General features: G+C 71.9%; 12 protein-coding genes. 6 read left to right on the forward strand and 6 right to left on the reverse strand.

The window, feature by feature from the left end:
• Positions 1-261 precede the first annotated feature (261 nt).
• The 5 genes from M3185_RS16605 to M3185_RS17480 form a co-directional block, all read right to left on the reverse strand.
• On the reverse strand, positions 262-711 hold the full coding sequence (locus M3185_RS16605; RefSeq protein ID WP_251334795.1) for a hypothetical protein: 450 nt from the start codon (positions 709-711) through the stop codon (positions 262-264).
• A 1,481-nt stretch (positions 712-2,192) separates the two neighbouring features.
• On the reverse strand, positions 2,193-3,134 hold the full coding sequence (locus M3185_RS16610) for a sugar kinase (protein ID WP_251334785.1): 942 nt from the start codon (positions 3,132-3,134) through the stop codon (positions 2,193-2,195).
• On the reverse strand, positions 3,131-3,766 hold the full coding sequence (locus M3185_RS16615; protein WP_251334786.1) for a bifunctional 4-hydroxy-2-oxoglutarate aldolase/2-dehydro-3-deoxy-phosphogluconate aldolase: 636 nt from the start codon (positions 3,764-3,766) through the stop codon (positions 3,131-3,133). Before M3185_RS16615 ends, M3185_RS16610 begins: the two co-directional genes overlap by 4 nt.
• Positions 3,763-4,518 (reverse strand): SDR family oxidoreductase, encoded by a 756-nt coding sequence (locus tag M3185_RS16620; protein ID WP_251334787.1) that lies wholly within the window; start codon positions 4,516-4,518, stop codon positions 3,763-3,765. The genes M3185_RS16615 and M3185_RS16620 overlap by 4 nt, the downstream gene beginning before the upstream one ends.
• Positions 4,515-5,540 carry a zinc-dependent alcohol dehydrogenase gene (locus M3185_RS17480; RefSeq protein ID WP_251334788.1) on the reverse strand — a complete coding sequence of 342 codons (1,026 nt, stop codon included), beginning with the start codon at positions 5,538-5,540 and terminating at the stop codon, positions 4,515-4,517. Before M3185_RS17480 ends, M3185_RS16620 begins: the two co-directional genes overlap by 4 nt.
• 196 nt (positions 5,541-5,736) lie before the next feature.
• Between M3185_RS17480 and M3185_RS16630 the strand changes: the two genes are divergently transcribed.
• The 5 genes from M3185_RS16630 (at position 5,737) to M3185_RS16650 (ending at position 10,300) form a co-directional block, all read left to right on the forward strand.
• On the forward strand, positions 5,737-6,741 hold the full coding sequence (locus tag M3185_RS16630) for a TRAP transporter substrate-binding protein (protein WP_251334789.1): 1,005 nt from the start codon (positions 5,737-5,739) through the stop codon (positions 6,739-6,741).
• Between the two features lie 17 nt (positions 6,742-6,758).
• Entirely contained in the window at positions 6,759-7,292 is a 534-nt protein-coding gene (locus tag M3185_RS16635) for a TRAP transporter small permease (RefSeq protein WP_251334790.1), read from the forward strand.
• Positions 7,289-8,596, forward strand: a complete 1,308-nt coding sequence (locus M3185_RS16640; protein ID WP_308222222.1) for a TRAP transporter large permease — start codon at positions 7,289-7,291, stop codon at positions 8,594-8,596. Before M3185_RS16635 ends, M3185_RS16640 begins: the two co-directional genes overlap by 4 nt.
• A gap of 65 nt (positions 8,597-8,661) precedes the next feature.
• Positions 8,662-9,495, forward strand: coding sequence for a 5-dehydro-4-deoxy-D-glucuronate isomerase (gene kduI / locus M3185_RS16645; RefSeq protein WP_251334791.1), 834 nt, complete (start codon positions 8,662-8,664; stop codon positions 9,493-9,495).
• Between the two features lie 7 nt (positions 9,496-9,502).
• Entirely contained in the window at positions 9,503-10,300 is a 798-nt protein-coding gene (locus M3185_RS16650) for an IclR family transcriptional regulator (RefSeq protein WP_251334792.1), read from the forward strand.
• A 1,648-nt stretch (positions 10,301-11,948) separates the two neighbouring features.
• On the opposite strand, the gene M3185_RS17600 is transcribed toward M3185_RS16650, so the two are convergent.
• Positions 11,949-12,215 (reverse strand): calcium-binding protein, encoded by a 267-nt coding sequence (locus M3185_RS17600; protein WP_374238535.1) that lies wholly within the window; start codon positions 12,213-12,215, stop codon positions 11,949-11,951.
• A gap of 98 nt (positions 12,216-12,313) precedes the next feature.
• Between M3185_RS17600 and M3185_RS16655 the strand changes: the two genes are divergently transcribed.
• Positions 12,314-12,496, forward strand: a complete 183-nt coding sequence (locus M3185_RS16655) for a hypothetical protein (RefSeq protein WP_251334793.1) — start codon at positions 12,314-12,316, stop codon at positions 12,494-12,496.
• Positions 12,497-12,545: the final 49 nt, after the last annotated feature.

Here is a 12,545-nt window from a genome sequence, read left to right on the forward strand (position 1 = left end):
GGGGTGGTGGGCGTTGGGTGGGGTCAGGTCGGGTGCTGCTGGGGGTGGGGCGGGGTCGGGGTGCTCCTGCTCCTGCTTCTGGTCCTGGTCCTGGTCCTGGTCGTGGTTGTGGTGGTGGTGGTGTCTGGTCTTGCCCGGGGATCGGCGTATGGGGCGGGGTATGGCCGGGGTCGGGGGACTCGTGTGGTGTGGAGGGGGTGCTGGAGGACCGGCAGGGCGGGGTGTTTGTGCTGGTGGTTGTGCTGGTGGGTGTGGGGGTGGTCAGGGGTGGTGGGTGAGGGTGAGGGTCCAGCCGGTGGGTGTGGGGGTGAGGGTGGCTGCCTGAGGGGGTGTCTGGGGAGGTGTTCCGGGGGTGGTCCAGGTGAGGTGCCCGTCGTGGTGGGTGTGGAGGTGGTAGCCGGATTGGGCGGTGATCCAGGCGGCTTCGGTGGCGGCGGCGTGGTGGCTGTCGTCCCAGGCGAAGTAGCTGCACGTGCCCAGGGTGGTCAGGGCGGCGCTGAGGGCCAGGAGGATCGGGGTGGTGGCGGTGGGCAGGGCCGGTAGGTGGGTGAGGTTGACGGTGAGGATCACGGTGGCCGGCAGCAGGATCAGCGGGTGGTTCCACCACCGCAGGGCGGGCAGGGCCGGGGTGGGGGCGATGGCGGGGAAGACCCGCACCGTGGTGTCGGTGTCCGGGTGGAGGTCGTGGTGGGAGAACGGTGACAGGCTCACAGGAGGCTCCGGAAAGGCAGAAAGGCAGAAAGGGGAAGAAGGGGGGGCGGCTCAGGGGTGGTGCTGGTGGCGGGGGCGGGCTTCGGGCAGGCGCCACCGGGGCGAGGAGGGTGCTTCCGGTCTATCACTGCGCCCGGGTGCGGCACCGGCTCGGAGCACCGTGGGGTTCCTCACAGCCGCCGATCGGTGCCCCCACCTGCTCCCTCCCGGTGAGGTGCGCTGGGGTGGGGCCGGGGTGCTGTCAGCGCCCCCTGACTTCCCGTTGACGTCTTGGCACCGATGGTGGTGAGCGCCCCGACAGGCTGGGGGGGGGCAGTGGGGGTGGGCCGTTATCTGGTGCGCTCGCCGGAAGGGGCGTGGGTGTGCCGGCCCGTGCGCGGGGGCTCTTTTGCCCGGCCGGAGGCGCCTGGTCAGTGATCACCGTCTGGCTGTGATTCCGGGGCTGTGATCCCTTGGCTGGTGGGCATTGTCTGGTTCCGGTAGTAGGTGTGTCGATGACTCGGATGGCTGCTGAGGAGTGCTGGAGCGCAATGGTGTGGTGGGTCGTCAGACCCGGCATGCCTGGGCCTCGGGTCCGGCCTGGGTGTGCCGGGTCCGACGCGGCCCTGCCGCGGTCTGGGCGGTCGCGGTGGGCGGTCGCGGCTGGCGGGGGGGGTGCGTGGTGGGTGTGCGCGCCTGCGTGGCGGGGCATCTGAGCGCCCTGGTGGCCCGTGCCGAGGGGAGGGGGTAGTGCCTGGCGGTGGGGTGATGCCGGTCGCCGGGTCGGGCCCAGGAGGGCAGGGCATCGGGGGAGAGACACTGCCGGTAGGTGGGGGCATCCCGGGGGCGCTTCTGCCCGTTGATCCGCCTCTGGCACGGTGCCTCTTCCGGTGCCTCTTCCGGTGCCTCTTCCGGTGTCTGGTCATCGGTCGATTTGGTCGGACACGCGGTGCCCTGCTGCGCCGGCGCCGGCCAGACCCCCTCGCGCGGTCCTCGACGTGGCCGGCCCGCCCCGCCCGCCCCCGTTCGAGTGTCGGCCACGATGACCTCGGGCGCCTCCTCGCTCACCCTGCCCCGTCTGCCCCCGGAGGCGACGTCGAGCACCCACCCGTCGAGCACCCACCTGCTGGCACGGCATCCGTTGGCACGGCATCTGTTGGCACGGCATCCGTTGGGACGGTGCTCGTCGGCATGGCGCCTGTCGGCCACGGTCCCGGCCGGTGGCTCCTCGCCGGCCGTGGCCCGCGCGTCCGTTTCTGCAGGGCGTGCGCGCTGCCGGCGCCCTGGCCGCCTCTGGCTCCTGGGCGGACCGTCCCCTGGCGTGGACAGCGCCGCCGGGGCAGTGCTGCTGGGGCAGTGCTGCTGGGACAGCATCCCGGGGGCGGCATCCCGGGGGGCGGCCGCCGCCGTGGTCCACCGTGGTGTGGTGGGGTGCGGGTGGTGGGGTGCGGGTGGGCGGGGTGGGGGTGGTGCGGGGGCCGGTGGTGTCCGGGGGTGGGGGGTTAGCGTTGCACGGGGTCGCCGGCGGTGAGCAGTCGGGTGATGGCGGCGTGGTCGGGGGCGGCTTCCCAGTCGCCGGGGGCGGTGCAGGCGATCGCCCCGCAGGCGGCGGCGGTGCGCAGGCGCTGGGGCAGGGGGGCTCCGGCGATGAGCTCGGCGAGGTAGCCGGCGACGAAGGCGTCGCCGGCGCCGACGGTGTCGACGGTGTCGACGGGGAAGGCCGGCACGTCCACGTGGTGGTCGTGGTCGAAGCCGATGGCGCCGTGCTCGCCGCGTTTGATGACGACCTGGGTGGGGCCCATCGCGGTGATGGCCCGGGCCTGGGCGGTGGGTTCGCGCTCGCCGGTCAGCAGCCGGGCCTCGTCCGGGCCGGCGAAGACGAGGTCGGCGCGTTGGGCCAGGGCGCGGTAGGCCGGTGCTGCCTGCTGGGTGGTCCACAGCCGGGAGCGGTGGTTGACGTCGAAGGAGACGATCGTCCCGGCCTGGCGGGCGGTGTCGATGGCGGTGTGCAGGGCGTGGTGGGCGGTGTCGCTGAGGGCGGCGGTGATGCCGGTGAGGTGGAGCACGTGGGCGGCGCGCACGAGGTCGAGGTCGAGGTCGGCCGGTGCCAGGCGGGAGCCGGCGCTGCCGGTGCGGTAGTAGCTGATGGTGCTGGCTCCGGCGGTGGGGCGTTCCTTGAGCATGAGCGCGGTGGGGGCGGTAGGGTCGCGGGTGATGTGCGGGCGCACGCCTTCGGCGCGCAGCTGGCGTTCGATGAGCCGGCCGAGGGCGTCCTCGCCCAGGCGGCCCACCCAGGTCACCTCCACGCCCAGGCGGGCGAGACCGATCGCGACGTTGCTCTCGGCCCCGCCGAAGCCCAGGTCCATCGAGGGCACGAGCTCGAGGCGTCCGAGCCGGCAGGCGACGAGCAGCCCGAGGGACTCTCCGAGGGTGAGCACGCTCATGCCACCGACTCCTGCAGGGTGAAGGCCTCGGCCGCGGCGGCCGCGACCGCCGCGGGTCCGGCGGCGACGCGCTCGGGGGAGGTGATCCACGAGCCGCTGACGGCGAAGACGGCCGGGTGGGTGAGGTAGTCGAGGAGGTTGGTGGGGTTCACCCCGCCGCTGGGCATGAAGCCGATGCCGGGGAAGACCGGGGCCAGCGCGGTGAGCAGGGCCGGTCCGCCGGCGACCCCGGCGGGGAAGAGCTTCAGCCGGGTGAGCCCGAGCCGGATTCCTCGTTGCACGTCGCTGGGGGTCATGATGCCCGGCAGCACGGGCACCCCGGCGGCGAGGGCGGCTTCGACCACGTCCTCGTCGAGTCCTGGGGCGACGACGAAGGAGGCCCCGGCCTCGAGGCTGGCCCGCAGCTGCTGGGCGGTGAGCACGGTGCCGGCGCCGACGGTCACGTCCCCGCGGGCGGCGATCCGTTCGATCGCGGCCAGGCCGTAGGGGGTGCGCAGGGCGACCTCGAGCACCGGCAGCCCGCCGGCCACCAGGCCGGCGGCGATCGTGTCGGCGGCGGCGGCGTCGGGCACGGTGGCCAGCGGCACGACCCCGCGCAGGTCCAGGTGGTGGGCGGTGGCGAGGGCGCTCATCGTGCCATCCACCCGCCGTCGACGGGCAGCGTCACGCCGGTGATGTAGGCGGCGGCCGCGCTGGCGAGGAACACGGTGGCCCCCTGCAGGTCCGCCGGTCGTCCCCAGCGGCCGGCGGGGATGCGTTCGAGGATGGCCTGGGAGCGGTCCTCGTCGGCGCGCAGCGCGGCGGTGTTGTCGGTGGCGATGTAGCCGGGGGCGATGGCGTTGACGGTCACCCCGTGCTGGGCCCACTCGTTGCTGAGGGCTTTCACGAGCCCGCTCACCCCGGACTTCGCCGCGGTGTAGCCGGGCACGTTGATGCCGCCCTGGAAGCTGAGCAGGCTGGCGGTGAAGATGATGCGCCCGGCGCCGCGTCGGACCATCGAGGCGCCGACCGCCTGGGTGAGCACGAACTGGTTGCGCAGGTTCACCTCCAGCACCTCGTCCCACCACGCCAGCGGGTGCTCGGCGGCCGGGGCGCGGCGGATGGTGCCGGCGTTGTTGACCAGCACGTCGGCGCGCTCGCGCACCGCCTCGCCGAAGGCGGCCACGGCCGCCCGGTCGGTGAAGTCCACGGCGTGGCCCTCGAACGAGCGGCCGAGCTCGCGCACGCGCGCACCGATGGCGCCGCCGTCGGGCTCCTGCCCGGCGGAGACGGCGATGATGTCCGCCCCGGCCCCGGCGAGGGCTTCGGCCATGGCGAAGCCGATGCCGCGGCGGGCGCCGGTGACGACGGCGGTGGTGCCGGTGAGGTCGAGGGAGAGGCTCATCGGGCACCTGCCTGCACGTCGACGAGGATCTTCAGGGCAGCCGCCGACAGCAGCGCGTCGAAGGCCTCCATCGTCTCCTCCAGCGGCACGACGCGGGTGATCAGCCCCTCGGCGGGCACCGCGCCGGCGGCGAGCAGCTCGACGGCGCGCTCGAAGTCCTCCCGTTCGTAGACGCGCGCGCCGAGGACTTCCAGCTCCCGCCAGAAGACGCGGTGCAGGTCCACCGGCACCGGCTGCGGGTGGATCGCGACGAACACCACGCGCCCGCGGGTGCGGGCGTGGGCGGTGGCCTCCAGGGCGGTGCGGGGAGTTCCGGCGACCTCGAAGACGACGTCGGCGCCGGCGCCGGTGGTGTGTCGGTCGACGACCGCGGCGAGGTCCTCACCGGCGGGGTCCACGACGGTGGCGCCGTGCTGGGCGGCGAAGGCGCGGCGGGCGGCGTCGGGCTCGGCGAGGATCACCTCGGCACCGGCCGCGCGGGCGACGACGGCGATGAGCTGGCCGATGGGGCCCCCGCCGATGACCACCGCCGTCTCCCCGGCGCTGAGCCGGGCCCGCCGCACGTCGTGCACCGCCACGGCCAGCGGCTCCACGAGCGCGGCGTGCTCCAGGGAGAGGCCCGCCGGCAGCGGCACGACCAGCGCCGCGGGCACGGTCCACTGCTGCTGCAGCGCGCCGGGGGAGTCGATGCCGATGAAGTCCAGCCGCTGGCAGATGTGCTGGTGCCCGGCGCGGCAGGAGGTGCATTGCCCGCACCAGCGCAGCGGCATCACGGTGACGGGCTGGCCGATCTCGAGGGTGTCCACGCCTGCCCCGAGGGCCTCGACGACGCCGCTCATCTCGTGGCCGATCACGGCCGGGGTCGAGACCCGCCCGTCCAGGTGCCCCTGCACGATGTGCAGGTCGGTGCCGCAGATGCCGTTGTAGGCGACCCGGATGCTCACCTGACCGGGCTCGGGCCGCTGGGCCTGGGCGTCACCGACCTCGATCCGTCCCTGACCGATGTATTTCGCTGCTCGCACTGCCGTCTCCTTCGCGCGTCCGCTGAGCGTTATATGGAACCTAGTTTCATGTTGAGTTCCATGTGGCGCAACTCAGTTCTATGTGGTTAGAGTAGCGCCTGACCCCGCCCGTGGCGCAAATCACATCGCGGACCGTGACTTACCCTCGCGGGCCGCGACTCACCATCGGGGGCCGCGATCCACCGAGGAGGAACTCATGCAGAAACGACGAATGCTGGGCACGCTCAGCGCCGCAGCCCTGATGACCGTGGCGGTGGTGTCCTGCTCCGCCGAGGCCGGGGACCAGGCGCAGACCGTCTTCCGTGTCGCGTTCAACCAGGACGCCAATCACCCCCAGGCCCGGGCGCTGGCCGAGCTGTCGGAGGAGCTGCAGGCCCGCACCGAGGGCCGCTACGCCCTGGAGCTCTACACCGACGAGACGCTCGGGGACCAGGCGGCCACCATCGAGCAGGTGCAGTCGGGCACGATCGACTTCGCCGTCGTGGCCGGGACGCTGCTGGAGAACTTCGAGTCCGATTTCTCGGTCGTGAACCTGCCCTACCTCTACGACTCCCCCGAGCACCAGTTGTCGGTGCTCAACGACCGCGCGGCCGTCGGGGAGCTCTACGACACCCTCACCGACGACAACATCCAGGTGCTCACCGCCTACCACGGCGGGGTGCGCAACGTGTACTCGACCGACGGGCCGGTCCAGACGCCGGCCGACCTCGCGGGGCAGAAGATCCGGGTCATCGGCTCGGACACGACCGTGCGCATGATGGAGCTCATGGGCGGGGTCGGCACGCCGATGGCCCAGGGCGAGGTCTTCACCGCGATCCAGTCGGGGGTGCTCGACGGGGCGGAGAACAACGAGCTGATCTACTCCTCGCTCTCCCACGACGAGATCGCCCCGTACTACTCGCGCACCGAGCACCTGATGATGCCCGACTACCTGGTCACGAACCCGGCCGTGTGGGAGGGCCTCTCCGAGGAGGACCGGGCCGTGTTCGAGGAGCTGCTCACGACGTCGGTGGACACCGAGCTGGAGCTGTTCAGCACCGCGGTCCAGGAGGCCACCACCGCCGCCGAGGAGGCCGGGGCGCAGTTCAGCGACGTCGACCTCGACGCGTTCCGCCAGGCCGTGCTGCCGCTGCACGAGCAGAAGGCCACCAGCGACCTCGCCCGCTCGGTCTACGACAAGATCGAGGCGGCGCGCCGGTGATGAGCACCGGGGAACGCATGAGCATCACAGCACGGGCGCTCACGGTTCGGGCGTGGCTCGACGGGGCGCTGCGCACCCTGTGCATCGGTCTGTTCGCCGTGTTGGTGCTGCTGGTGGCGTGGCAGGTCTTCACCCGCCTCGTGCTCGGCCAGCCCAGCGCCTGGTCCGAGGAAGCGGCTCGGCACACCTTCGTGTGGGTCAGCCTGATCGGCATCGCGATCGCGGTCGGGGAGAAGGCCGACGTCATCATGGACGTCCTCGTCGAACGGCTGCCGCTGGCCCTCCAGCGCTACGCCGACGTCCTGGCCTACCTCGCCACGCTGGGGTTCGTGCTCTACGTGATGGTCTTCGGCGGGCTCCAGCAGTCGGCCCTGGCGTGGGGGCAGCAGAACCCGCTGCTGCCCTTCAGCCAGGGCCAGCTCTACCTCGCCCTGCCGATCTCCGGGGTGCTGCTGAGCATCTACCTGACCATCCACATCGTCGCTGCCTTCCTGCCCGGCTACCAGGGGCACGTCGGCGTCGACGAGGACCTCGAGGCGGCGGCGCTGTGATCGATCCCGGTACCATCAGCGCCCTGCTGATCGGCGGACTCGTGCTGCTGCTGGCGATCGGCGCGCCGGTCTCCGTCGCCATCGGCCTGCCCTCGGCACTGTGCATGCTGCTGATCGTCGATTTCGGCCGCGGGGCGATCACCGCCGCCCAGCAGATGGTCGGGGGGGTGGACTCGTTCGCGCTGCTGGCCATCCCGTTCTTCATCCTCGCCGGCGGCATCATGAACACCGGCGGCATCGCCGAGCGCTTGATCAACCTCGCCCGCGTGCTGGTGGGCCGCACCCCCGCGCCCCTGGTGCAGACCAACGTGATCGCCAACGCGATCTTCGGCTCCGTCTCCGGCTCCGCCGTCGCGGCCGCCGCCGCCGTCGGCTCGACGATGTCCCCCATGCAGCGGCGGGCCGGCTACGACCGCGCGTTCAGCGCGGCGGCGAACATCGCCTCGGCCCCGGCCGGCATGCTCATCCCGCCCAGCAACACGCTCATCGTGTACTCCCTCGCCGCCGGCGGCACCTCGGTCGGGGCGCTGTTCGTCGCCGGCTACGTCCCCGGCATCTTGTGGGCACTGGCCTGCGCCGGCGTCGGGCTGCTCTACGCGCGCCGCCACCCCGACCTGCGGGGCGAGCCGTGGCCAGCGTTTTCGGTGTTCCTGCGCACGCTGTGGCGCGCGGTGCCCTCCCTCGGTCTGATCGCGGTGGCGATCGGCGGCATCGTGGCCGGCTTCTTCACCCCGACCGAGGGCTCGGCCGTGGCCGTGGTCTACGCGCTGCTGCTCTCCTTCCTCTACCGCACCATCTCGATCCGGCACCTGCCGGGCATCCTCTTCGACGCCACCCGCACCAGCGCGATCGTGATCTTCTTGATCGCGGTGTCGACGATCATGTCCTACGTCATGACCTACGCGCGGTTGCCGCAGCTAATCGCCGAGTCGCTGTTCGGCTGGACCGACTCGAAGGTCGTCGTGCTGTTGATCATGATGCTCGTGCTGCTGCTGGTCGGCATTCCGCTCGACCCGACACCGGCCATCTTGATCTTCACCCCGATCTTCCTGCCGATCGCGCTCTCCTACGGCATCGACCCGGTGCACTTCGGCATCGTGATGGTCTTCAACCTCTCGATCGCCGTCATCTCCCCGCCCTCGGCTCCCGTGCTGTTCGTCGGAGCCCAGGTCGCGAAGATGAAGCTCGAGCCGGTCATCGTCAAACTGGTGCCGTTCCTGCTCGTGCTGACCGCGCTGCTGTTCGTCATCGTCTTCGTCCCGGAGCTGTCCCTGTGGCTGCCCGGCCTCATGGGCCTGCTCTGACCCCCCCGTCCGACCCCGCTGAGCCCTGGCTGAGCCCGAGCTGAGCCCTCATGGAAGGAACCTTCATGACCGCCATCCACGGCCCCACCTCCCCCGAGCAGATCCCCGGTGCCACCCAGCAACAACTGCGTGAGCGCTACCTCGTGGAGGACCTCTTCGTCCCCGGCAGCGTGCGCACCGTCGTCACCCACTACGACCGCGTGGTCGCCGTCGGTGCCGTGCCCACCGACGCGCCGCTGGCGCTGGAGGCCGTGCCGCAGATCCGCAGCGAGCAGTTCCTCGACCACCGGGAGATCGGCATCGTCAACATCGGTGCGCCCGGGGCCGTCACCGCCGACGGCCACCGCCACGCGATGACCACCGGCGCCTGCCTCTACCTCGGCCGCGGCGTCCAGGACGTCTCCTTCGACTCCGAGGACCCCGCGGCCCCCGCCCGCTTCTACGGTTTCTCGGCACCGGCCCACACCACCTACCCGACCGCGCTCGTCGAGCCGGGACAGGGCACCGTGCGCGAGCTCGGCGACCCGCTGACCTCCAACCGCCGCACGCTCAACCAGTACATCCACGAGAACGGCGTGCGCAGCTGCCAGGTGGTCATGGGCGTGACCCAGCTGCACCCCGGTAGTATGTGGAACACGATGCCGGCCCACACCCACGACCGCCGCACCGAGTTCTACGTCTACTTCGACGTGGCCCACGACGCCCGCGTCGTCCACCTCATGGGCGAGCCCTCCGAGACCCGCCACCTCATGGTCGGCGACGGGGGGCTGGTGCTCTCCCCGTCGTGGTCGATCCACTCGGGCGTGGGAACATCGAACTACTCCTTCGTGTGGGCGATGGCCGGGGAGAACCAGTCCTTCGACGACATGGACGGTGTCGCGATCGCCGAGATGAGATGAGGTGGCCATGACCGTCGAACACCGGGTGCTCGACACGAGCCCGGCGCCGTCGATGGGCGCGAGCGAGAAGACGTTGCGGGTGCTCGAGGCCGCCGTCCTGCACACCCGCTTCACCGACATCGTCGAGGAGACCCGCCTGGCCAAGGCGACCGTGCACCGCATTCTCGCCACGCTCGTCGAGCAGGAGTTCATCACCGGTGACAGCGATCGCGGCTTCCACCCGGGCCCCCGCCTCCTCGGCATCGCCGGCAGGGCCATCTCGCGCCTGGACATCACCTCCCTCGCGGAGCCGATCGTCGACGCGCTCGTGCGCGAGGTCGACTGCACCATCCACGTCGGCGTCGTCAACGGCTTCGAGATGGTCTACGTCATCCGCCGGGACTCCACGAAGCCCTACCGGATGGCCTCCCGGGTGGGCCTGTCGATGCCGATGCACTGCTCGGGCATGGGCAAGGTCGTGCTCGCGAGCTGGTCGGCCGAGCAGGTGGACCGGTTCATCGCCGAGGCCGGCCTGCCCGCACGCACCGACAGGACCATCACCGATCCCCAGCAGCTGCACGCCGAGCTGGCCCGTATCCGTCAGCGCGGCTACGCCCTGGACCTCGGCGAGAACGAACGCGGCACCGTGTGCGTCTCCGCCCCGATCCACGACCACCTCGGCCGGGTGACCTACGGCCTGTCGATCTCCTCGATCGCCCTGGAGCACCCCGGCTCCAGCATCGAGCAGTTCGCCCCCCAGGCGATCGCCGCCGCCCAGGCGATCTCCCGAGCACTGGGCTTCTCGACCGAGCGCGCCAGCGCGTAAGCGCTGCAGCGGCTCCCCTCGGGCCGCGCTCGCCGGGGCGGGGGCCCCGCTCCGGTGAGGTCCCCGGGGTGGCCCGCTGGAGGGGGCGGGTCCCCGTGGTGTCGCTGCAGCAGGCTCCGGGACGGCAGGGACCGTCCCGGAGCCTCGCCCGTCGATGACCGCCCGGGGACAGATGTCGCGGCGGCGGTCACGGTCCTCGTTCCCCCGGGGGGAGCACGAGGCCCCGGCCGGAGCCGGCAGGCACCGGGGTAGCTGCTGGGTCGGCTACCGCGGCGCTGCCGGGCAGGACGGGGTCGAGGACCGGCCGCCAGCTCCTGTGCGTCACCGCGGGGACCCCACCGTGCCGGCCACGCCCCAGGAGGCCTTCGCCGTCGCCTCCCCCGCCCAGGCCCCCGGGTCCCGTCCCGGGAGGCGGTGTCCTGTCGGGATCCGGTGACGGGCGCCCCGGTGGCGGGGCCGGCGACGGGGCACGCTCGGGGGCGTCAGTACACCTGGCGGTGCCTGGCTGAGCACCCAGTCGATGGTGCCCGGGGGCGGGACAGAGGACACCCTCGCGGTGGTTGTCGGTTCAGCGCCCTGAGCCTGCCTTCAGGTCCGGCTCCCGCTCGTATTCCTGCTCGTATTCCTGCTGGGGGTTCGGTCAGCGGAGCGCCCAAACTGCGGAAGTGTTCCCTTCGGCCCCCGGCGAGCACCAGTACTGTCCCCGGGGAAGACCACTGCCACGCCACGGCAGGGCCTGCACCGATGGTGTGCCCACGCGGCTGTGGTATCCGACCGAGGACCCTGCGCCCGCCCCCAGCTTCTTGACACCGGTGGTACGCTCGACACGCGGAACGAAGAGACGTCGAGTCGAGCGTACCACCGCAGGTCAGGGATTACCGCCCGTCCGCCGACACTCGTTGCCCCCCCCCCCCCCGAGCGGGGGGCGCCGGGAATCTCGCTCGGGGGTGGTGAGATCACCTGTGGCCCGGGCCCGCGAGAGCGGGCCCCTGCAGGCGCGGGCCACAGCAGACTCGCCCCCTCCTCACCACGCAGCAACGCCGGCCCTGTCTGCGCCCGCCGGGGGAGCGGAGGGCCAGGTTCCCGTGGGTGTTCCTGGAGGATGACGCCGACTTGCCACCACGGGCGAGTCCGGACCTCAACGGTATGGGCCACCTCGTGGCTTCCTGCCCCAGGTGCCATCCCGCCAAAAACGCCCGCCCACTCACCGGCGATGAGGCGGAACAGCTGCTGACCCGCAACGGCGCCATTGCCGGTGCCCACACCCGCTGGAACGGGTTCTGGAACGGGTTCTGGAACGGGTTCTGGAACGGGTTCTGGAACGGGTTCTGGAACGGGTTCTGGAATGGGTTCTGGAATGGGTTCTGGAACGGGTTCTGGAACGCCCCTCACCACTGCTCCCGGTCCGCCCGTGAAGGCCTCCGCCGACCGGTGCGAGTTCATACGCCGCGTCCACCGTGGGGCAGAGGCCTCTGCCCTATCCACGCGCTGGTCGCGGTGGGGCACGAACAGTCCTGCACTTCTCGGGAGGTGGGCCGCTGCTGGATCTTCGGACGGGGAAGACCCGTTCCGGTGATGCCCGGTGATGATAGTTTTCCCGGTGTCGAGGTGAGGGGCCCTGCCCATCCCCTGATGGATGGGCGGGCTCTCATCGTGCGTTTCCTCCGGGCGGGTGAGGGATCCAGCAGCTGACCCCGGTCTCGGCGCGGCAGGTGTCCTTGCCCGGTCCACCATGGGCGCTGTCGGGGCCGGTGTCTCCGCGGAGGGTGTCGGTGCCGTCCTGCCCGTACAGGGAGTCGTTCCCGTTGCCGCCGCGGATGCTGTCATGGTGGTTGTTGCCGTGCAGGGTGTCGTAGTCCTTGTCTGCGCGGATGGTGTCGTTGCTGTCACCACCGCGCCGAGACCCGCTCCGCACCGGAGCCGCAGCGACCCGATCCGGTCTTCCCCCTCACCCCCGGACACCCCAGAGTCCCGGAGGAGATGGCCCGGTCCGGTGTGAGATGGGTCGTGTCGGTGGCCGGAACACGCGAGGACCTCGACATCGGGAGGATGGACGCCTCCTACACCCACCACGTACCCGGGCCGCGCTCGCGGGCCGCGACCACGGTGCGGGAGCACAAGCGTCGTCCTGCCGGCTCCAGCCCCTACGCCCCACTGACCATCACGGTCCGGGCGCATCCCCGTCGGGGCACCTGAGCGCTGGGGCGGTCTTCGCCTGGGTGGTCAGTGCCGCGGGGGGGGGGGG

This window comes from Kocuria rosea (assembly GCF_023715525.1).
In the GTDB taxonomy this organism is placed as follows: Bacteria; Actinomycetota; Actinomycetes; order Actinomycetales; family Micrococcaceae; genus Kocuria; species Kocuria rosea_A.